At 36.2% G+C, this 22,409-nt stretch carries 23 protein-coding genes and 1 riboswitch; of the genes, 10 read left to right on the top strand and 13 right to left on the bottom strand.

The genetic code is table 11. The features are described from left to right. A complete protein-coding gene (locus JNUCC51_RS13210) occupies positions 1-246 on the top strand; it encodes a group-specific protein (RefSeq protein WP_337988446.1) in 246 nt (81 codons plus the stop codon). 47 nt (positions 247-293) lie between these two features. Here JNUCC51_RS13210 and JNUCC51_RS13205 read toward each other — a convergent pair whose 3' ends face one another. Further along, positions 294-452 (bottom strand): DUF1540 domain-containing protein, encoded by a 159-nt coding sequence (locus JNUCC51_RS13205; protein WP_100545697.1) that lies wholly within the window; start codon positions 450-452, stop codon positions 294-296. Positions 453-862: 410 nt separating this feature from the next. On the opposite strand from JNUCC51_RS13205, the gene JNUCC51_RS13200 reads away from it, so the two are divergent. Next, positions 863-2,086, top strand: coding sequence for an IS110 family RNA-guided transposase (locus tag JNUCC51_RS13200; protein WP_337988445.1), 1,224 nt, complete (start codon positions 863-865; stop codon positions 2,084-2,086). Between the two features lie 323 nt (positions 2,087-2,409). Continuing rightward, complete coding sequence (locus JNUCC51_RS13195; protein WP_337988444.1) at positions 2,410-3,978, top strand: IS1182 family transposase; 1,569 nt, start codon at positions 2,410-2,412, stop codon at positions 3,976-3,978. Between the two features lie 111 nt (positions 3,979-4,089). On the opposite strand, the gene JNUCC51_RS13190 is transcribed toward JNUCC51_RS13195, so the two are convergent. The 9 genes from JNUCC51_RS13190 to JNUCC51_RS13150 all read right to left on the bottom strand — a co-directional run bounded on the left by JNUCC51_RS13190 (position 4,090) and on the right by JNUCC51_RS13150 (position 12,534). Next, positions 4,090-5,352 carry an erythromycin esterase family protein gene (locus JNUCC51_RS13190; RefSeq protein ID WP_337988443.1) on the bottom strand — a complete coding sequence of 421 codons (1,263 nt, stop codon included), beginning with the start codon at positions 5,350-5,352 and terminating at the stop codon, positions 4,090-4,092. Positions 5,353-5,467: 115 nt separating this feature from the next. Next, positions 5,468-6,202, bottom strand: coding sequence for an ABC transporter permease (locus JNUCC51_RS13185; RefSeq protein ID WP_337988442.1), 735 nt, complete (start codon positions 6,200-6,202; stop codon positions 5,468-5,470). After that, positions 6,202-6,912: an ABC transporter permease gene (locus JNUCC51_RS13180; RefSeq protein ID WP_337988441.1), complete on the bottom strand. Its 711-nt coding sequence runs from the start codon at positions 6,910-6,912 to the stop codon at positions 6,202-6,204. Before JNUCC51_RS13180 ends, JNUCC51_RS13185 begins: the two co-directional genes overlap by 1 nt. Beyond that, positions 6,909-7,820, bottom strand: coding sequence for an ABC transporter ATP-binding protein (locus JNUCC51_RS13175; protein ID WP_337988440.1), 912 nt, complete (start codon positions 7,818-7,820; stop codon positions 6,909-6,911). Before JNUCC51_RS13175 ends, JNUCC51_RS13180 begins: the two co-directional genes overlap by 4 nt. Positions 7,821-8,388: 568 nt before the next feature. Beyond that, entirely contained in the window at positions 8,389-9,741 is a 1,353-nt protein-coding gene (locus JNUCC51_RS13170; protein WP_337988439.1) for a HAMP domain-containing sensor histidine kinase, read from the bottom strand. Further along, a complete protein-coding gene (locus tag JNUCC51_RS13165) occupies positions 9,738-10,406 on the bottom strand; it encodes a response regulator transcription factor (RefSeq protein WP_337988438.1) in 669 nt (222 codons plus the stop codon). Before JNUCC51_RS13165 ends, JNUCC51_RS13170 begins: the two co-directional genes overlap by 4 nt. A 481-nt stretch (positions 10,407-10,887) precedes the next feature. Further along, a complete protein-coding gene (tnpA, locus tag JNUCC51_RS13160) occupies positions 10,888-11,364 on the bottom strand; it encodes an IS200/IS605 family transposase (RefSeq protein ID WP_337988437.1) in 477 nt (158 codons plus the stop codon). A gap of 170 nt (positions 11,365-11,534) precedes the next feature. After that, entirely contained in the window at positions 11,535-11,981 is a 447-nt protein-coding gene (locus JNUCC51_RS13155) for a VOC family protein (protein ID WP_337988436.1), read from the bottom strand. Between the two features lie 79 nt (positions 11,982-12,060). Then, positions 12,061-12,534 (bottom strand): GNAT family N-acetyltransferase, encoded by a 474-nt coding sequence (locus tag JNUCC51_RS13150; protein ID WP_337988435.1) that lies wholly within the window; start codon positions 12,532-12,534, stop codon positions 12,061-12,063. 564 nt (positions 12,535-13,098) lie between these two features. Here JNUCC51_RS13150 and JNUCC51_RS13145 point away from each other — a divergent pair. After that, positions 13,099-13,944: an aldo/keto reductase gene (locus tag JNUCC51_RS13145; RefSeq protein ID WP_337988434.1), complete on the top strand. Its 846-nt coding sequence runs from the start codon at positions 13,099-13,101 to the stop codon at positions 13,942-13,944. Positions 13,945-14,025: 81 nt separating this feature from the next. Here the strand turns inward: JNUCC51_RS13145 and JNUCC51_RS13140 are convergent, their stop codons facing one another. Next, entirely contained in the window at positions 14,026-14,409 is a 384-nt protein-coding gene (locus tag JNUCC51_RS13140; RefSeq protein ID WP_337988433.1) for a winged helix-turn-helix transcriptional regulator, read from the bottom strand. A gap of 110 nt (positions 14,410-14,519) precedes the next feature. Between JNUCC51_RS13140 and JNUCC51_RS13135 the strand changes: the two genes are divergently transcribed. From JNUCC51_RS13135 to JNUCC51_RS13125, 3 genes are all read left to right on the top strand, one after another. Next, positions 14,520-15,704, top strand: a complete 1,185-nt coding sequence (locus tag JNUCC51_RS13135; protein ID WP_337988432.1) for an MFS transporter — start codon at positions 14,520-14,522, stop codon at positions 15,702-15,704. A 304-nt stretch (positions 15,705-16,008) separates the two neighbouring features. After that, positions 16,009-16,419 carry a YuzC family spore coat inner layer protein gene (locus tag JNUCC51_RS13130; protein ID WP_337988431.1) on the top strand — a complete coding sequence of 137 codons (411 nt, stop codon included), beginning with the start codon at positions 16,009-16,011 and terminating at the stop codon, positions 16,417-16,419. 145 nt (positions 16,420-16,564) lie between these two features. Next, positions 16,565-16,672: riboswitch (SAM riboswitch) on the top strand. Positions 16,673-16,770: 98 nt separating this feature from the next. Further along, entirely contained in the window at positions 16,771-17,508 is a 738-nt protein-coding gene (locus JNUCC51_RS13125) for a cyclase family protein (protein ID WP_337988430.1), read from the top strand. A gap of 52 nt (positions 17,509-17,560) precedes the next feature. Here the strand turns inward: JNUCC51_RS13125 and JNUCC51_RS13120 are convergent, their stop codons facing one another. Continuing rightward, positions 17,561-18,157: a DedA family protein gene (locus tag JNUCC51_RS13120; RefSeq protein WP_337988429.1), complete on the bottom strand. Its 597-nt coding sequence runs from the start codon at positions 18,155-18,157 to the stop codon at positions 17,561-17,563. A gap of 102 nt (positions 18,158-18,259) precedes the next feature. Beyond that, positions 18,260-19,033: a Cof-type HAD-IIB family hydrolase gene (locus JNUCC51_RS13115; RefSeq protein WP_337988428.1), complete on the bottom strand. Its 774-nt coding sequence runs from the start codon at positions 19,031-19,033 to the stop codon at positions 18,260-18,262. Positions 19,034-19,547: 514 nt separating this feature from the next. Between JNUCC51_RS13115 and JNUCC51_RS13110 the strand changes: the two genes are divergently transcribed. From JNUCC51_RS13110 to JNUCC51_RS13100, 3 genes are all read left to right on the top strand, one after another. Then, positions 19,548-20,243, top strand: coding sequence for a DUF2225 domain-containing protein (locus JNUCC51_RS13110; protein WP_337988427.1), 696 nt, complete (start codon positions 19,548-19,550; stop codon positions 20,241-20,243). 24 nt (positions 20,244-20,267) lie between these two features. Beyond that, positions 20,268-20,621 carry a hypothetical protein gene (locus JNUCC51_RS13105; protein WP_337988426.1) on the top strand — a complete coding sequence of 118 codons (354 nt, stop codon included), beginning with the start codon at positions 20,268-20,270 and terminating at the stop codon, positions 20,619-20,621. Between the two features lie 181 nt (positions 20,622-20,802). After that, the gene (locus JNUCC51_RS13100) at positions 20,803-22,218 is read left to right on the top strand and encodes an erythromycin esterase family protein (RefSeq protein WP_337988425.1); all 1,416 of its coding nucleotides are present in this window, start codon (positions 20,803-20,805) and stop codon (positions 22,216-22,218) included. Positions 22,219-22,409 lie beyond the last annotated feature (191 nt).

Below are 22,409 nucleotides of genomic sequence, written 5' to 3'. Positions count from 1 at the left end.
ATGCAATCTGAAAAATTGCGACTAAGAAAGATTCAACATCTTGCTCATGAAATTACTGATAAAATGAATAAAGGTGAAGAACTTACTCACTCAGAAACGTTGATTCCTATTATTGATAATTTATCTCGCGCAATTGGCGATTTAACCGATTCCTATGGAAAGTATTCATTAGATTATGTAGAGGAAAAAGTGAAAAATGCTCATGCGCTTTTATTTAACAAGGAAAGAATTGATGTCTATTTATAAAGCTATGGGAAAAGGGTAACCATATTAATATGGTTACCCTTAAAAATTTAATGTGTTTCAGGATTAAATGTTTTGCAATCTGTTTCTTCACTATTAGATGCCTGTTGTCCCTTTTGACTTACAACATAGATTTTTTCTGCACCACATCTGTTTCCAGAGTTCCAATAAGTACAGTTATTGACTTCACAAAGAATTTCTTGTGCCATCGTTTCCACACCTCCTCTTTTTTATCATTAACAAAATTAAGGTATTCAATACTTATTTATAGAGGTGTAATGAAACAGGAATAAACATCCTATATGAAATGCAAAGTCTATGTTGTTTCGGTAAGCTTCCTTTAGAAGGCATTCCTTCTGATAAAGGAACTTGAAAAAACATACTAACATTAGTAGTACAAACCAAGGCCATGGTTTGTGCTACTATTTTTTTATAGTAGAAGTGAAGAAAAGCCGACCAGCCTCTGGGACCATTTGTGAGTCCGTATATAAAACCGGCTAACTTCATGCCCTTATATGAATCAGTTTAGTATGTTGGATCCAAGAGATCGTGTATAAGAAAGTGGAATCGATAAGGTACTGTGAAGGCTTCTATGATTGGTCAAAAGGAGAAGAATGAGATGAAACATGTCATTGCGTTAGATGTCAGTAAAGGAAAAAGTACCGTTGCGATTTATGATGGTCACCGCCAATGTGAGTTTGAAGGTGTGCTACATCATACACGGGGTGATTTCGAGCGATTACACGAACGAATGGAAGAGATGACAAAGCAAGATGGACAAGCGCCAGATATCGTATTTGAAGCAACAGGCATCTATTCAAAATCTATCGAAGCGTTTTTCAAAGAGTACGGCTATGCATACTGCCGCATGAATCCACTTGAAGCGAATTTACAGATGGCAACGATGCGTCGCAATAAAACCGATATCAGTGATGCCCATGAACTCGCGAAGACACATTTCAAAATGGAACGCAAAACAACGTACATACAAGACGATTATTATGAACAGATGCGTGCACTGACTCGTTATTACGATGAAATTGACGAAGAAATCATTTTACTCAAAAGTAGAATGCATGCCATTTTACAGTTGAGTTTTCCAGAATTAGAAAAACTGGTTACACCGAGTTCAGCACTATTTTTAAATATTGTACAACTATATCCGCACCCAACACTTTTACAGGCCCATTCAAAAACGATTATTAAAAATCGTTTAAAGGGCAATACGCGAAAAAAACTATCGCTAATGCGTGCGGAGGCTAAAGCTATTACATTATTAGAAGCAGCTGAAAATAGTTACCCAGCGATTAAACCCACAGATATTCGTTGTGATCAAGCACGAGATTACGCAGCTCGCATTGCGGATTTACTAGAGAAGAAAGATGCGCTTGTGAAACAGATGGTGGAATTGTCGGAAGGAAGAAAAGAATATCTAGTATTTCGTTCGATTCCTGGGATTGGCGATTCAACGGCGTGCCGATTAATTGGAGAGATTGGTGACATCCGCCGCTTTCAAAATGCGAAACAACTGAATGCTTACGCAGGCATTGATATTATGCGGTACCAGTCTGGGAATACGCAATATCGAGACAGGATTAATAAACGAGGAAACAAACATTTACGGAAGATTTTATATTTTATGGTGTGCGCCATGCTTATGGCTAAAGGAAAACCGAATCATTTTGTGGACTATTACTACAAATTAAAAAAGCAACCTCAGAAGAAGCCTCATAAGGTTGCGATCATCGCCTGTATCAATAAGTTTCTGAAAGTGACATTTCAGTTACTGACGCATGGCATTCTTTACGATTATGAGTCCGCACTACCAGCTCAAAAATCGTAATCACCTACATAGAACTATATCATAATGACCTTTCGAAAAAAATAAAAATCGTCAGGTCTTTTTGGCGTATCTAAAAATGAGTGTGAAGTGGTGAGGGATATCCCTCACCACTTCACACTCATAAAAATATAAATTATTCTTTAAATAAGGTTGACTAATCGTAAGAATGAGGCTGGGACAAAACCCACCTCTTAACTAAAAAGCCGGTGAAATTTTACGATTAGTAAAATTTCACCGGCTTTAAATTTTTTTCATAAAAAATAAGGACCACTTCTGATAAAATTAAGTCACCACAACAAAATTATACAGAAAGAAGGATCCTTATGTTTAAAGATTATAACATGAATCAATTAGTTTTGCCTTTAGATTTAGAAGTGAAGTTACAAAAGAATGATATTGCCTTCCATGTCCACCATTTAGTCGAAAGTATCCCGCCCGAAGCGTTTGAACCATTCCTTCGAAATGAGGGCTGTCCTGCCTACCATCCACGCATGATGCTTAAAATTATCTTATGTGCCTACACGCAATCTGTCTTCTCAGGGCGCAAAATTGAAGCGCTTTTAAAAGATAGTCTTCGGATGATGTGGTTAGCTCAAGGGCATGAACCAACCTACCGCACAATCAACCGATTCCGTGTCCAACCAGAGGTAAAAGAGTTGATTCGTCAATGCTTCGTTCAATTCCGCTGCCAGCTGGTACAGGGAGAATTAATTGACCAGGAAGCTATTTTTATTGATGGAACAAAGATTGAAGCGAATGCGAACAAATTTACATTCGTGTGGAAAAAGTCGGTTGAGAAATTTCATAACGGACTAATTGAAAAGTCAAACCAGCTATACGATGAGCTGCTTGAAAAAGAAATCATGCCAGAAATTGAACGGGAAAATGAAAAGGAATTAGCATTGGAAGACCTCGCTCAAATGGTTGAAAAAGTAGATGAAGTGATTTCTGAATATGATCGAAAAATTGAAGAGTCATCGGATGTAGCAGAGCGAAAGGCTTTAAGAACGGAACGGAAATTCCCAAAGCAAGCTCGCAAACAATTGATTGACTATATTGAACGCAAACTAAAATATCAAAGAGACTTCGAAATCTTTGACGAACGAAATAGTTATTCGAAAACAGATCCGGATGCGACATTTATGCGTATGAAAGATGACTATATGAAAAATGGTCAATTGAAGGCAGGTTATAACATACAAATGGCAACAGAAGGTCAGTATGCGCTTGCCTACAGCATTTTTCCGAATCCAACGGATACACGTACATTAATCCCATTTTTAGATGAAATCGAACAACATTATTTTAAGTTACCAAAACACATCGTCGCAGATGCTGGATATGGCAGTGAACAAAATTATGATGATATCCTTTCGAACCGTAAGCGAGAAGCCTTAATCACGTATAACATGTATGTAAAAGAACAGAAGAAAAAGCATAAGCAAAACGAATTCAATACAGAGAACTGGGATTATGATAAAGAACATGATCGATACACTTGCCCAAACCAACAACAGCTTGTATTTAAATATCGTTCCACTAAAACGGATAAGTATGATTTCACGCGTGAATTTAAGATATACGAATGTGAGGACTGTTCCGGATGCCCCCTACGTTCGTTATGTACGAAAGCAAAAGAGGGAAATAATCGTAAGTTAATCGTGAATGAGAAGTGGGAGCAACAAAAAGAATATGTAAGAGTAAAGCTTTCAGAAGAAAAAATGAGTACCATTTATCGTCAACGCAAAATTGACGTGGAACCAGTTTTTGGATTCTTGAAGGCTAATTTGCGTTTCACTCGATTTTCTGTGAGAGGAAAATCGAAGGTTGAAAACGAGATGGGCCTCGCATTAATGGCCGTGAATTTAAGAAAATTCACAGCCATTAGCTAATAGCTATATGAAGACAACATAAAAAATAGAGAAATCCGAATTTGAATGAATTCAAATTCGGATTTCTCACTAATGAAGCTAGTTATGTCCCAGCCTCACTTTTTCCGCATGTTAATCAATAACCTTTGTTGGTGTTGCCTTTTGCACAATTATAATGCCATCATATGCCTCAGCAGGTGTCATATTAATTGTATATAGCATCTTCATAAACTTATACCAAACGCTAAAGTCATCTCCGATATTACCCATTCTTTGTTTTTTTGTTAAGATGTTAGCTAAATCCGGAGATTCATTAGCCTTTTTAAAGTCTACATAGAATATATTTTCCTTCACTTCGCTAAAAGCATCTATTAATGCATTTCGGTGCTTAATTGTATACTCTTTTCTTACGCCAGAGTCATTTTGTGCCTGAAACGTATTGTTAACAAAGTCAGTCCCAATAGCAAAGTACGCATCTTTATACACTTCGTCTAAGTATTGGCCCATAGATTTGTACCCTGCCAGATTCGCCGAAGTTTTCTCTATATGTCCATTATGAGCAGACATCAGTACTTTGTCATGACCTCGAGCACCTTCAAAATCAACGATCCATTGTAAGTTGTTCGCTAAATATTCATCACGAAGATTCGCATAATTACTATCACTTAAAAATAATTGCGTTCGCTGCTTCATAATTTGCGCATATTGAGCAGCAAGTAAATAAGCTTCTTTCGACGATTTCTTCTCATAAGAATCTTTATTTGTTTGCAAATCCTTTATGATTGCATCCATATTTTTGTCAAGTTCCTCTAGCTGACTACTAGATAAATCTCTCATTGTTTTATTCGTCGCATCTTTTAGCTGTGCCTTATATTGCTTAGCACCTTCACTATTTACCACTTCGTAATAGTCTAGTAACCCTTTTTTACTATAGTCATAGCGTTGCATATCGTTACCGTAAAAATAAATTTTATCTTTCTCGTTGGCAGTCATGTTGTAATCATGCATCCACTGAACAAACTCAATCATTTGCTCTGTTTTATAAATACCATAATCCAAAGCTTTTACCGCTTCCTCAGCTGTGCCAGTACCATTTAAAATAAACTGATTAATTTGCTGAGCGCCACCAAAATCACTTTCTAATACAAAAACACGAACATTTTCATTTTTTATTAAAGCTTGAAATACATCCTTCTTTAAAGTTTGGAATTCAACGTTACCATGTGTCGCTTCTCCAAAACCAATTACTTTCACGTCATTTGGAATATCGATATTTTCAACCGCGGATGTATATTTTGAAGCATCCTTAACAGCCTCTACCTTTCCCCATCCCGCTAAAACGAACACAAGAAATATTGTTGAAATTAACAAAAAACTCCTTTTAACAAGTACCATTTGAAAAAACCTCCCTTAATCTATTAAATGCCCGTAATCACCAGACTAGCGAGGATGGAATAAATCCCCACTAAATCCATTATACCTCAGCACAATTGCGTCTGGAGGCTAAACTTTATACAGCTTTTCGTTGGAAGTATAAATATCCACCAAGGAAAAACAGTACGAATCCTCCTCCTACAACTGTTAACAATTGATCCCAAGGCACAAAGAAAACATCACCTGTATTGCCTCCTACATTCATCATCAAGAAGGGCTGTCCCCATGGATAGTAAGGTCCAAAACGTGCAGAATTGACTGCTAATATAGATGGTAAAGTAAAAGTGACGTTTACTGCAAATGGAGCAGCAAAACTTTTAAACATGATGGACGTCCATAGCTGCAACGCTACTAATGGCATTGTCGCTAACCATCCGCCAAGAATACTTTTCCATACAATTTCCATTGGGAAAGGATCTGAGTAGCCTTTCATAATACCTACTACATATATAGAACATAAATATAGTATCTGCATCGCCATCACAAGAAGCATAATTAATACATACTTTGCAACAAACACTTTCCCTCTTGTCACAGGTAGTGCTAAAAGTTGTTTCCAGCCACCAGATTGATGTTCATATCTACAAATAACACTCGCAAATACTCCTGAAATTAAAGGTAGGAATAATAATGCGTACAATAAATTCATAGAAATTAATGAGCTATACCATTCGTTAATTCCAGAACCTGACATGTTACTAAAATTTGATGATAATCCAATAAAAAGTCCGATTATTGGCCCCGCAAAAATTAATGGCACCATTTTAGATTTTCGCAATTTAAACCATTCAGCGCTCAGTATAGACCCCATTACTTTACATCCCTTCTAGCAAAATCTATCATTCCGATAATATACAGTAAAATACCAATGCCTACTCCAAGCACGACATTAATAACGGGCTCATCCCATTGATTCATTAAAGATGGCCATTTCCAAATCATCCAGTCAGGCAAGACAAATGATGAATAAGCAAATATAACACCGAAAATACCTACTGTAATTGGTATCCCCTGATTATGACAAACGCTTGCAATCCAAAGCTGAAGTGCCAAAATTGGCAACGAAGCAAAAAATGGATAATACGCAAATTTAGCAATTTCCGCATATGGTATGCTATTGCCTAAATCTAAAAACACACCATAAGCCATTGACGATAACATTAAAATCGTAGAAGACATAAACAATAATATCGCTAGAACAGTGAATTTTGATAAATACACTGTTAATTTAGATACCGGTAGTGCAATTAATTGCTTCCAAGCGTTCGTTTCATTTTCAATGCTCGCAATAAATGAAGTTAAAATAGCAATCCCTAAAACTATAGCAAGTGGTGTAAATGAATGAACGTTTAATAAATAGTAGCCCCAATCGTCCTCGCTTTGCTCTAACAAATAGTCCCTTCTTATACCATAGTTCACCATTTGTAGGGCAACAACACCTATTGGTCCTAAAGCTGTTAAAAACCATAATCCTTTGCGTTTAATTTTCAAAAAGTCAGAAGTTAACAGTTTTCCTATCATAGCGCTTGCTCTCCCATTGTCATTTGAAGGAAAATCTCCTCTAAAGATCGTTTTTCTTCCTCTACTCGATAAACTGAAATGCCTTCTTGTACAAGGATTTGTACAATATGCGCTACTTTTTCATCTGAACATTCATCAAATAAAATGAGGTCATCCTTATGTTCTGCCTTAATGCCATTTGCTACTAATGAGCGCCAACCCTTTTCACTATCGCTCACTTTAATTACTACCTTTGGCTGAGCAAATCTACGCATCGCTTCAATAGAATCTTGGAAAATCATTTTTCCCTTCGTAACAATGCCCACTTGCGTTGCCATTTGATCTATTTCAGATAATAAATGGCTAGAAATAATAATTGTCATTCCATATTCTTCAGGAAGTCGTTTAATCAAATTACGAATTTCAATGATACCAGATGGATCAAGCCCATTCGTTGGTTCATCTAAAATAAGTAATTCAGGATTATGTAGCAAAGATGCAGCAATACCTAAACGTTGCTTCATCCCAAGAGAAAAGCCTTTTACTTTTTTATTTGCAGCATCCTTCAAACGAACAATTTCTAATACTTCATCAATGCGTGACTTAGGTACGCCTAATATTCTTCTTAACGCTTCTAAATTTTCATAGGCTGTTAAATGTGGATAATAGGAAGGGTTCTCTACTAATGAGCCCACCTTTGCTAAAATATTAATTCGTTCCTTCGTTAAATCTTTTTGGAAGATTTTTATTTTCCCAGAAGATGGCTTCATTAATCCAAGAAGCATACGAATCGTCGTAGTTTTTCCCGCTCCATTAGGTCCTAAAAATCCATATATTTCACCTTTACGTATTTTTAAATTTATATTTGATACAGCTTGCTCTTTACCAAAGCTCTTCGATAAATTTTCTGTTTGTACGATATATTCCATTGTCCTCACCTCTGTAATTATCATAAGTAATGAAGGTTAAAAACAGGTAAGGCCCAAGTTTAAATTTTGTTTAAAAAAGATACTTTATCATAACGTGGGTTGATTTCCGTTCCGGTCGGGTGCTTTGTAGCTGTCGCTTTGCTTTCGCACAGAAAACATCCGCCTCGCTCCAGGGTCTCGGGCCAACAGATGTCTTTTGCGCGAAAGCGTAGTGCTAACGAAGCGTCAGCAGCAGGATGTTGGTCACGAAGGCGTGATCACAGGACGTGATGGTTTTAGCCTTCGTTCCTCTATTGCAATCCCTGAGGAGTCGCCCAGCCTCCACTCCAATCAACTTATTTACACGGCGTACGTTTTAACAAATGGCATCCCTACTTTTGTGATGAACATTAAAAAGAAGATAGCAATTCAATTCCAATCGCCTTACTATAAAGTACTGCTCCATTCTACTTTCCCAAGAAGTCTGTATGTATTATGAATAAAAAAACAGCATGCCATAAGCTTTGCTGGCATACTGTTTGGACAATTACTGAAATGAAGCATGCCTTAGCATGTTTCATAAATTATTTTATTTGTAGTGTTTAATTTTAATCTTTGTGCCGGATTCGCTGGACTCAATATCCCAGTCTAAATCCATGCCCTTCACCATAATATCAACAATCGATAAGCCAATACCAGCACCTTTGGCATCGGATTCATTTTTCATTCCATTTCCGCGATCCTTTATGATAAATGCATCATAGTGCTCCGTAGATTCAGTTTCCACACCAATGTATTTCCCGCTATTCGCATGACGTAAAATATTTTGAAATAAATTATCGAATATACGTCCAAGCCATATCGAATCAACTTGCCACTCATTTTTCTCAAATGAATGTAGCTCAATATCGATTTCAAAACCTTCCTTTTCAAACACCGGATACCATGTCGTCAATTGCTCACGTACAAAACGTATAACATTGGTGTCCTTCGGCTCGAATTTATATTTACTAGCGGTCAACAATGTATAGGACATTAAATTTTCTATTAAAGCGTCAATATTAACAATTGATGTTTCCATTGCCTTAATCGCTTGTTTTCCATCCTCTGATAATATCTCTTTACTAATTGAATATGATTGCGCTCGTATTTTCGTTAATGGCGTTCGTAAATCATGTGATAAATTAGCAATCAATTCACGTCTTAGCTGTTCTTCCTTCTGCTCACGATTCTTACTTTCCCTAAGCTCACATACCATGCGATTAAAGCTTTGTTCAAGCTGACCAATTTCATCCTTCTTCTTGACCTTTGTTGCAATAGGTAAACCGTCTACATCGCGAATTTCCATTGCTTCCTGAAGATGCAATAGTCGTTTTCGAATCCCTCTGAAAAATAAGATAGATATAGCAATGAAAAATAAAATAATCGCAATAACGCCAACAATTAAAAGGTTCCCATATTGTTCATAAACATTTTTAAGAGGTGGATTAAACACTTCTCTAGGAATCTCAAAAACGATAAACCCATTTGATTCATCCTGACCTAAAAAAGCTATAACTGTAAACGGATCTTCCCCATAATGATCTTTTATAAATTTTGTCGTAAATGCTGGCGTCCATTTTAATGGTAGTTGCTCCGTCACATTCAATGTTGTAAGTAATGTACCGTCCTCACTTACCCAGAACATAGATGATTTAGGGTATTGACCCTGCCAATCTTTAAAGTGTTGAGCAATCGTTTCCTCTGTGAAATTTTTTATACTCTTAGCTTCTTCAAGCCATTTTTCCTCCACTTCACTTTCCACGAGAACTTCACTTGAAAAATCAGTTTTTCCTATTCCAAACATAAAAGCGGCAATAGCAAAGTATGATAATTGAACAATAGAGATGGCTAAAAAAATAATCAGCAGATACTTTGCTAATAATGATCGAAAAAATTTCATAGCTTCACCCTATATCCAATGCCACGAATGGTTTCGATAATCGTCGGCTTAGCTGGATTTATTTCTATTTTTTCTCTTAAGTATCGAATATGCACCATCAATGTTTTATCGCCTTCTATGTAACTTTCACCCCAAACCCCTTCATAAAGCTGTTCCTTCGTTAAAATTTGATTTAAATGGCGAATAAAATACTGTAATAGATAGAACTGTTTACCCGTTAATTGAATTTCTTCCTCTGTCTGCTTATTGATAATCCGCATATCTTTCGTATAAATTTTTAGATGCTGAAGATCTAGCACATCATCACTCTTTTGATATCTTCTTAGTAAAACCTCAACACGAGCTATAAGTTCATCTGGATGAAATGGCTTTGTCAAATAGTCATCTGCGAAGTTAAGACCCTCTATTTTATCCTCTACAGCAGTTCGTGCTGACAGCATCAAAATTGGGATTTCTTTATTTTCACGCTTAATTCTTTTGCCAATTGAAAAGCCATCTAAGCCTGGAAGCATTACATCCAAAATGGCGATATCCTTAGAGGCTATGTGCTGATCGACCTCTTCACCAGATTCAAGCCATGTAACCTCATATCCTCTTTCAGTTAAATCCCTTGAAACCCATTGACCAATCTCTTTTTCGTCTTCTATGTATAATATGCGATACAATGGTAATCCTCCCAATCTAATCTATATTTTAGAAATAAATGTTATTCTGTATTATACGACTTCATAGATTTGTACTCAATCATTGTCTGTAAAGTGAGAGATTCATTAAATAACATCACATATAGGGCTATTTATGTCGATAAACTTAAAAAGTTGGGCGATAACAATCAATTATGCCTCAGCATAATTGCGTCCGGAATCGGCTTTGTACCTGCATAAAGAACTCCTTTCCGATACCATGACATCCGCCGGAGGCTTTAGGCCAATACGAAGTTGGTCACTCAATCGTTGCCACAGTACGAGGCTTTCTTAGACTGAGTTCCTCTATTTCAGCGATAAAATAAACTAACAATCAGAACCACCAGTCTAACTGGTGGTTTGCTCTACGCGTGAAACGCTGGGGTACTGGCCCATGTCTAAAGACACACTGAAAGGTCCGCCAACCGCACTCCGTTTTCACGCTACCACTAAAGTGGTTTTATTATTTTCGCTTTTTTACTTGTATTTCTTCTCCTGTAAATGGATCAATGAATTCTTTCATGGTCATTTGATCCTCAAGTATATCCTCTTGCAATTGATTCTTTATATATTCTTGTATAATTTTTCTGTTTCGTCCTACTGTATCTACATAATACCCGCGACACCAAAACTTCCTATTCCCATATTTGTATTTCAGGTTCGCATGCCGATCGAATATCATTAAACTACTCTTCCCTTTTAAATAGCCCACAAACGATGAAACACTTATTTTTGGTGGAATACTCACCAACATATGAATATGATCAGGATAGGCTGTAGCTTCAATGATTTCCACTCCTTTTCTTTCACATAACTGGCGAAGAATTCTACCTACATCTGCTTTGATTTGTCCATAAATAATCTGCCTTCTATATTTTGGCGCAAAGACGATGTGATACTTACAATTCCATGTCGTGTGTGCTAAACTTTTATTATCCATTTGGAGCCCCTTTCGTACGAAGTCGGTTGACCAGACCTGATTTCATTGTACGACCGGGGTTTTTTTCTTGTCCATAGCTAGAAGCTCTTTGGAACCCCTCGCATAGCAAGGGGTTTTCAAAAGATACAAATAAAAAAACGTATTTGGATTCCCCAAATACGTCTATATCTTTAATTATTAGTAATAATCAACATATCATTATCATCAAACTGCCACATGTCTCCATAGGCAACTTCCCAATAGTAGCCGTTTGGATCTTGGAAATAGCCACTATAGCCACCCCAGAATACAGTTTCGGGCTCCTTGACGATGTTCGCTCCTGCCTTTTTAGCTAAATCAAATACTTGATCTACCTCTTCTTTAGATTTTCCATTATAAGCAAGTGTAATTCCGTTAAAGCCATTGCCCATAGCCGGTGGATTTGCTTCGCTAATATCTTTTACTAAACGGTCAATTGGAAACAGTGAGATTTTTGTCCCTCCATTATTAAAGAAAATAACATCCGGGTTTGTTTCCTCACCATAAACAATCACTTCAAATCCCAGACCCTCTCGATAAAAACTAAGAGACTCGACCATATCTTTTACACCCAATGTGATTAAATTTAAACGATTCATCCCACTCTCTCCTTTATAAAAGCATCAATTACTTATTCTATTTCTAACATTGAATCCCCTTCCACCTTCTGTAAGCCGTTCACTTTGCTTCTGTCCATATACTTTTTGTATAAGCCATTCTTAATCCACAGCGCTCCATATTATTCTGGCTTATGGATGCAAATTTTGCGTGACCTATCATTAAACTACAATTTTGTTGAAGAGCTTCGTTGATACGAAACTGTATTAACGCTTGGTGAATCCCTTGATTCCGGGCTTTTGGTTTCACGGCAGATGCGGCTAAAATGGCTGTTCCCTCATTTATATATAAAGAGCCAATACCAACGTCCTCACCTTGTAGAGTAGCAATATAAAACGACCAACCAGGCTCGTGATACAAAACTTTATTATTCGCTGTGACACTTTCAGATAAAAATGCTGGCATTCCAAAACCCTCAACATAGATATTTCCGTAACAATCAAATTCGGCTTCATCGATTTGTCTTATTTTAATAAAGGAATCCTTTGTTTTCCCTACCATCTCTTCGTTTAATCTCACAATATAATGTTGCATGAAAATCACTCTGATAAAGACCGGCGTTATGTAATTGTTGTAGTGCAGTAGCATTTGCGTATTGTGGAGCTATATCAAAACGAGCTGGTATTTCTCTTGCTCTATAAAAGCTAAGGATTTTATCTATGGTATTCTCCGAACTAAAACTATCGCCCTTTACCACATTGTAAGAGGGACCGGGAATGTTTTTAATTGCGAAAGCATAGGCACCGCCAAATTGACCAACCTCCACTCCCATTGCATTGTCCTAAATTTCCTTAATTGCATTAAGCCTTGATTCGAACATCTTAATTTCTGTCTCTTCTAAGTGATCTGCCAAGTTTTTTGTTATTACCATACGTTCACCAAGCCTTTCCAAAGATTCAATTTTATATCACTTATTGTAACGTATACAGAGGACAGAACCACGTAAACTAAAAAAATTTCTTCCTGTGAACCATTGGTATCTCACAAAAGTAACCTCCACGTTTCTATGAAACTAAAAAGTGCGTACTTTTTTTTGCAATGGTATGGAAGCATAATGAGAAAGCAACGAAGCACAAACGAAAATTGGAGGACAAAAAAATGATTAATAATTTACAAGATAAAATTACATTAAATAACGGCTTACAAATGCCTGGTATGGGTCAAGGCGTATTCCTAGTACCGAATGATGTTACAGCAGAAATGGTAAAAAATGCGATTGAGGTTGGTTACCGTAGTATCGATACTGCTGCTATTTATGGTAATGAAGCAGGTGTTGGTGAAGGTATTCGTCAAGCACTAGCAACTACTGGTTTAAAACGTGAGGATTTATTTATTACATCTAAAGTATGGAACGATGGCTTGAGCTACGAAGAGACAATTGCAGCATACGAAGACAGCTTAAAAAAATTAGGGCTAGATTATTTAGATCTTTATCTTATTCATTGGCCAGGTAAAAATAAATTTGCAGAATCTTGGAGAGCACTTGAAGATTTATACGAGCAAGGGAAAATTAAAGCTATTGGGGTATGTAACTTCCAAGTATCACACTTACAGGATCTTCTTAAAATCGCTCGTATCAAACCAGTTATTAACCAAGTGGAACTTCATCCACGATTACAACAAAATGATGTACGTTCATTCTGCGAAGAGCACAATATTCAAATGGAAGCTTGGGCACCATTAATGCAAGGTGGACTTCTTGAAAATGAAACTATTTCTAAAATAGCTGAAAAATACGGGAAATCAAATCCTCAAGTAATCTTGCGCTGGGATATTCAAAATGGTATCGTCACAATTCCAAAATCTGTGCGCAGAGAACGTATGATTCAAAACGCTGATATTTTTGATTTCACACTAACTGATGAAGAAATGGCAATCATTAACGCCATGAATCTAGATCAACGTGTTGGACCAAACCCAGATGAGTTTGATTTTGTAATGTAAACGATAGCTATGTAAACGTGAAAGAGACTGTCTTATTTTCTTAGTATAGAAAACTTTTTAGACAGTCTCTTTCCAATCTATTTAAGATGTATGCTTTATTGCGATATCTTCATCACGTTGCATTAACAGTACATCTTCACCTTTATCTTGAAGCATTTCGATATGTTTTTCACCCCAAGTGCAAAGCATGTTCAGCACAGGGTCCATCTCTTGACCATAAGGTGTTAGCGAATATTCAACTTTTGGCGGTACTTGATTGAAAACCTTGCGATTAATTAACCCAGACTGCTCTAATTCACGTAATTGGCTCGTTAGCATTTTTTGCGAAATACCTGGGATAAGTCGGCGAAATTCATTCGTACGAATCTTACCATGGTGGTTAAGATGACAAAGAATAATAGGTTTCCATTTGCCCCCAATGACTTCAAGAGTGGCTTCAACACCAATATTATAAGCTTTTCGCATTGTAAACCCCCTGTAATATTCAAAAGTAACTAAAAGTACCCTATATAACTTTTAGGTGTATATGAATATTACTATATACTATAAAAAAAATCAAAGGAGATATTATTAGAATGAAAGATACAAAAGTGCCGAATGCCAAACTAACATTACTCGCGCTTGCGATTAGTGCATTTGGTATCGGCTCTACAGAATTTATAAGTGTCGGACTGCTTCCATTAATTACAAAAGATTTTGATATAACTTTAAGTACTGCGGGTTTAACCGTATCCATATATGCACTAGGTGTAACTATTGGTGCACCTCTTTTAACAGCATTAACATCGCGCCTTAGTCGCAAAAATGTGTTACTGCTCGTTATGGTGCTGTTTATTATTGGTAACTTACTTGCAGCCTTAGCACCCTCATTCTCATTACTACTAACTGGGCGTGTTATTTCAGCATTGGCACATGGCGTGTTTATGTCCATTGCCTCTGTTATAGCTGCAGATGTTGTGGCACCTAATAAACGAGCAAGTGCAATAGCTTTTATGTTTACAGGACTAACATTAGCAACTGTGACTGGTGTCCCACTAGGAACTTTTATTGGACAAATAACTGATTGGCGAATGTCGTTCATTTTCATAGTTATCATAGGTATTATTGGCTTAATTAGTAATGCCCTACTTGTACCTAGTCAATTAACTAAAGGGGATCCAATATCTATTCGAGATATCGGGAAAGTATTAGGAAATATAAGAATGCTATTAATTCTCTTTATTACTGCAATTGGATATGGTGGCGCATTCGTAGTGTATACGTATATTTCTCCTATTTTAGAGCAGTATATGGGCTACTCACCTAAAGCAATAGTCGTGATTTTAGTTGTATACGGTATTTGTGTTGCCATCGGTAATACATTAGGTGGTCATTTTGCGAATAATAACCCTTTACGTTCTATTTTTATTATCCTTATTGGCTTAGCATTAGCGCTACTCGGCATCAACTTCTTTTTAGAATCATCAATTGGTGGATTAATAATGGTCTTAATTATGGGGCTATTTATGTTTATGAATGTACCGGGATTACAGCTTTATGCCGTTCAGATTTCAGAAAAATATATACCATCAGCTATTTCAATGGCTTCAGCATTAAATATTTCGGCCTTTAACATTGGTATTTTTCTAGGATCATACATTGGAGGAATCATCGTTCGCCAACAATCATTAGCTCATACTCCTATATACGGATTCGGTATGGTGATCGTTGCGGCAGTTACTACGTTACTATGGTTACTCTTTGATAGAAATAAGCACTAGTTCTCTCTAGGATAAAAATAATGAAAGGAAGCCTTAACCAGACATAAGGCTTCCTTTTTGTTTTTATCCTATTTTAAGGAAAGTATCGTCAAAATAGGCCATAAAAAATTCTAATGCCGAGAACTAAGTCCCAAAAGAGCTTAATAATCATAAGGCTAGTGAAATCCGTCTAATCGGATCATACTCCTTTTCATTTTCCACTTGAGCTCATTTTTCTCATGATTTTCAAAGCATCAGCCGTTAACACCGAAATTCTTTATTGTACATAAGATAAAGTATCAGCTATAGGATAGGAGGAATTTAGTTGTATTACAATCCTTATCCGTATTTTGTCTATCCTAATTATTATCCGGCATGGGTAATGGCCAATCAACCAACAATTCAACACCCTTCTAGCTATCTAGCAATGCCGACAAACACAACGAATAGAAGTCCATTCCCAATCGTCAATACAAAGAAATTGAAGACTTCCGCGAAACAGATCAAGGTTCTTATGCAGCAAGCAAAATTACTTACGGATAAAATTGATGAATCAGAGCAATTTGCGCACGATCTTATGAACGCAGCACAACAATCAAATAAAACAGAAGTTGAAAAGTTAATTGCATCAACAGGCATTACTATAAAATTCGAAACTACCTACACACCAGATGGACTTCGAATAACATTTACTGAAATTAGCTGTTGTAAGCTAACACTAATTTTGGGTTGGTGAAGAGTTGGTCCTTTGATGAGGGCCTCTTTTTTTGCCTTTAGCTCTTTATGTATTTTAACCATGTATCCCTATTGAACTTGTAAACTATAAATAAATATGCTAAAGTATTTGTAAAATTTATTTCTGAAAATTCTTATATCGCATTTTCTTATCAAGAGAGACGGAGGGATTGGCCCTATGAAGTCTCAGCAACCAGCCTATAGTGTATGGTGCTAATTCCAACTTGGCAAAATTCAGCCTTGAGAGATGAGAAGACTTACTGCATTTGCTTTGCACAAGAGTCCTCTTCTACAAGGAGGACTCTTTTTTATTGTTACATTCAAAATAATTAACAGAAAGCAGGGAAATATTATGGCAAACGAACTTTTACAAGCAATTCAACTATTGAAATCGAAAGAATGGGTAGATTTAACACATACATTTGGTCCAAATTCTCCACATTTCTTTATGTTTGATGATGCAAAATTTGAAACATTATTTTCACATGATGATGGCTTCTTTGCACAGCAATTCACTTTCCCAGGGCAATACGGAACACATATCGACCCACCTATCCATTTTGTGCGAGATACACGCTATTTAGAGGAATTGGAGCTAAAAGAACTAGTGCTACCACTAATCGTTATTGATAAATCGAAGGAAGCCGAAGTTAATAACGACTACACGTTAAGTGTTCAGGATATTCTTAAATTTGAAGCCGAATACGGGGAAATTGAAACAGGTACCTTTGTTGCGTTGCGTACAGATTGGAGTAAACGTTGGCCAGATAAAGAGTCTTTCAGTAACAAAGATGCAGATGGCAATAATCATCTTCCTGGCTGGGGATTAGAAGCATTACAGTTTTTATTCAACGAACGAAAAGTAAGCGCTATTGGCCACGAAACTTTTGATACGGATTCGGCAGCAGATTTTCGTAAAAATGGTAAGTTAGACGGCGAATACTTTGTGCTAGAGCAAGATACTTACCAAATTGAGCTTATGACAAATTTAGATAAGTTACCTCCAAAAGGCGCTGTTATATTCAATATTGTACCGAAGCCTGAAAAAGCATCTGGATTCCCTGTCCGTTCATTCGCAATATTACCTTAATAAAGCAAAAGGTCTGATTCAATAAAAATTGAACCAGACCTTTCCTTATAAATTATTTTGGTGAATTCTTTCTTTTGAAAACAAAATAAACGATCAACATAATTATTAAAAACAATACTATGAGATAAATACTGTAGTGGGATAAATAAAATGCAACATAATGCCATTTCTCTCCAAGTACTTTTCCTAAAGTAATAAAAGTAAATGTCCATATAGTTGCTCCCGTATAAGCAAAGAAAGCAAATTTTTTAAAAGGATAATTATTGATAGCCGCAATATAAGCTGTAAGATGACGTACACCAGGAATAAAATACCCTATTAATAATAATACTGGTCCAATTTTTTTAAATAAATTTTTAGTAAAATCGATTTTCTGTTCAGTAATATGGACTTTCGAACCGTATTTTCGTAATAAAGGTAGCCCGAATTTATAGCCTATATAGTAGCTCAGGGTAATTCCCCCCGCTGCACCTATCATAGCGCTGATTAATGCTGGAATATGCGCAAGAGTTTCACGATCTACGCAATATCCTACATATGTCAAAAATATTTCATCAGGAAGTGGCAGCCCGACAATTCCCCCTACTAGGATAAGAATGATACCAAAATATCCATAATGTTCAATTAGAGATTGCACGTGATGCGCCATAAATCCATCCCACCTAAGGCATAATAATTTTTAATAGTTAGCTTTATCATAACTCAAAGGAGACAACATTATGAGTATTATGGATTAATACATTTTACTCCATTAAATTATGTGTAGCTCACGTAGAGCAAAATCAATACCATCCTCAGTTGATTTCTTCGTTACATAGTCAGCGACTTTTTTTAATGCTTCGCTCCCATTGCCCATTGCAATACCGAAGCCAACCTGCTCCAGCATGTCAATATCATTATCTCCATCACCAAAAGCAAGTGCTTCCTCAGGACTCACGTCGAAATAGTCTAGTACAGCTTGGACAGCAATTGATTTGGAAACATCATGTTGCAAAACATTTGTAATGTACGGATGCCATCTTTTAAATAATAAATGAGGAAATTTTGAAGTATACTTTTTCTCTATATCCTCATCACCATATAAACACATTAAATAAACTTCTTGCGCTGAAACATCTTCATTAATATCAGGGAACTCTAGTAAAGATAATGTTTCTTGCATAGCTTTTAATGTCTTTTCTTCTTGAACGTTATTCATTGACAATTGTTCTGTAAAAAAAGATAGACTTTGTTTATTTTCATCAGCAAAAGCCTTAACTTCCTGTACAATTTCTTTTGCTACAGGTATTTTATGTATTACTTGATCTTGATGCTTAACATAAGCACCATTAGCTGTAATAAACGTCTCTATTCCTACATTTCTTAAATCCTGGCACATTGATAATGGTCTTCCTGTAGCAACAACAATATGAATTCCTTTATTTTTTAATTGCTCAATAGCATTCCTTGTACTCTCTTCAATACGACCATCTTCATAATTAACAAGCGTTCCATCTACGTCAAAAAATACAATTTTATAGTCCATCGTTCTCTCCTTATCATTTTGTAATTTAATCAGGTATATTGATTGGCCACTTTCATCATTTCCATTAATTAGAGGCATATCACCATAGCACTAAGGGTGATTTCCGCTCCTGTAGTGAACCTTCTTATCAGTCAAAATAATCCTATATTTTCCCAAACAACACACTTTTAATTTTACATTAAGAAACATCTTTATATCAAAATAAAATCGTAGGCATTATTACTTATATAACATTTTTTATTAATTAAATATTTGTACGTATTATGACAAACTAAGCTGATCGTATAACTTACTTCAACTACACCGATAAATACTATTACGGGTACATATCGAAATTTCAAATAACTAAGAAGGTAATGAACATTTTTATTTTTATAATTCTAAAGGAGTATACCAAAGAACATAGAATTGTTAATATAAAGATAAATAAATTAAATACATTGAACGATACTATCCATCATATAAATAGAACAAAAGAAATAATAATCGTCTGTATGTAAAGGAGTTGATTCTTATGGCATTTAACATTTATTACTATGAAAGTAGTGTAGATTGCAAGTTTTGCAAAAGGCATTTTACTACATTTAAAGTTCGCCCTAATCGATATAAAGTTATCGAAGAACAAACAGACTTCATGCCAGTTTACGAAGGTTTAAACCCGTTATTGTATGAAGTTGCCGTTTGTCCACATTGTGGCTATGCTTACCATAAATCTATGACAAGAACATATGGGCCTTTCATGCTTCTTATTGATGAGCTATACATAAAAGAGCTACAAAAACCAATGGATATTTGCAAGGAACGTACGATCGTTGATGCCATTGTAAGCTTTAAATTAGCTTATCTTGTATCAAGGGCATCCATGGAAGAGTCTCTTCTTATGGCTAATTTCGCATTAAAAATAGCCTGGCTATATCGCTTAAAAAATGATAGTGAATCGGAAATGCGCTATCTTTTTGCTGCCAGAGATTTTTACAGCAAATCTTTTGCATCCAATCAAGAGGGCGGAGAGAGAATTCAATTTTTACATGCAGAATTAAGCCTCCGACTTGGAGATATTGCTGAGGCGAAAAAAGGATTCTCTCGATTAATAGCAGATCGAAATGTTTCTAATAAATATAGAAAACTGGCACGAAATCGCTGGGAAAACTATAAATATGATGAGCAACCGAACAACGCAAATAAAACTATAGAAGAAGTTATTAATTGAAGTAAAACGAGGAGAGTAACAATCATGCAGCTATTTACCAAAAGGATTGATGTGAGAGAAGAAGATATTTTTTCAGAACTACATCATTTTTTACTGAGAAAAAATAATCGCTATTTAACGAATGATGAGCTAGTTGCATTAACTGGGGTTTCATCTGAGCTACTCTATAAATGGGTAAAGGCAGGAAAATTAAAAAAATCGATATTCCCTAATTTAGGCGCACCATGCGAACGCTGCGGACAAATTACTCAGGCAAAAATCTGTGTTAGTTGCTCATCAACCATTGTTAGTACATTGAAACAAGAGGAGAAAGATCGTGCATGGTTCAATCACATACAGCGGAATAATCAAAGAGCTAGCACGTATCACTACAAATAAAATAATTAACATCTCCACAGTGTACTTACGCTTTGGGGATGTTTTTTTATCTGCCTCCACTCAAATAATCCAAAATAATGATATTTGACCAAATTTAAACAAAATTTAAACAAAGTCCCCTTTTACTTTAAACTTCACTATCTATAATTGGTCTTAACATATAGCGAAGGACTGATAGAAAGTGACAAAAGGTAAGAAACGTAATGTTTTATTATCATTAAGTATTGCGTTAACAAGCTTTGCAGCGTTCAACGGAGTATCAAATGCATCGGCAGCAGTTCCAGCGGTAGAAGAACGCGTAGCTTTAGATAACAATTTAGAAGTGAAGCAAGCTCGCACATCTAGTGAAACTCTTCAAGATTGGAAAAAGTGGACAAGCGACCATGCTTACAGCTTAACATCTATTCAACCTGAAGCAATTGGTCAACAAAACATCCCATCTACTAAATTTGAAGATTTAGAGATGTTAAAACCTTTATTGCATGATAAGCGCATTGTTTTTTTAGGAGAAAGTTCACATGGAGCGGCAGAATTTAGCCTAGCGAAAACGCGTCTAATTCAATTTTTACACCAGGAAATGGGCTACAATGTCCTAGCTTTCGAAAGCGGTATGGGGAATGCTATGAATGCTCAAGGACAAATTGATAAACAAACAGCGGAACAAACGATGAAGAATGCTATTTATCCTGTATGGTGGTCAAAAGAAACACTGCCGTTATTTGAGTATGCTAAAAAAACACAGAAAACTGATAAACCATTAAAATTGGCAGGCTTTGATATTCAACAGCAAAATGCATTTACGAACGGTGACTGGCTACAAAATAGTCAACTGGCGAAACAGTTCATTGAAGTAGAGGATCAACTTGCAGAATGGACCTTCGGTAAGGATTTAAAGGGCTATCAAAAGGTAAAACCAAGCATTATTAATATATATAAGCAAGTGAAATCACAAGTACAGCTTAAAGAAAAAGAGTTAAAAGCAGCTTATCCGAGCGAACCACATATTGTAAAGCTTATGGAACGTACTTTAGCTGACCGTATCCGTTTAGCAAACGAATATGTAGAGCTATCAATTCAATCAAATATAGAACCATATAACTCTGAGCTTTATTTTAAGACAATGGAATGGCGTGACCAAGCAATGATGGAAAACCTACTATGGTTAGCAGAGGAGATTTATCCAACTGAAAAATTTATCGTCTGGGCACATAATGACCATATTCGCAAAGCACAATCCGAAGTAATGGTTTCTTATCCGGTAAAATTGATGGGTGAACTTCTACCGGATATTTACAAGAAATATAGCTATGTGCTTGGTCTTTATATGACTAGTGGCGAAACTGCAAACAATATGGGTGAGCCTATGGCCGTTTTACCGCCAGTGAAAGGATCAATCGAGGATATTGTTTCATCTACAAATAAACCATACACATTTATTGACTTACGAAACCGTCAAAATGAACGAGGAAACTCATGGATGTTTGAGCCACGTTTATCGTATAGTTGGGGAGTCAGACAGGAAAGTCTTGTTCCACGAGATCAATATGATGGCCTTCTGCTGATTGATAAAGTAAGTAAACCACATTATATAAAGTAAAACTTTAATCAGTGGGGTTCTCTTCATCCCCTACTGATTATTAGTCTTTACCAATCGGGCTTTTACGGGCAGTCCTTTCTTTGCCCTCATTAAATTTAGAGGTGCAGTCTTGTACCTTACGTTTCGCTTTCGGTACAGATAAATTACTGCCCGTTAATGCGGGATAAAATAAGAATATAAAAATAGCAAAC

Source organism: Lysinibacillus sp. JNUCC 51, from assembly GCF_015999525.1.
Lineage (GTDB): Bacteria > Bacillota > Bacilli > Bacillales_A > Planococcaceae > Lysinibacillus > Lysinibacillus xylanilyticus.
The sequence above is the reverse complement of the archived record's forward strand: the minus strand, read 5'-3'. Positions and strand labels throughout refer to the sequence as shown.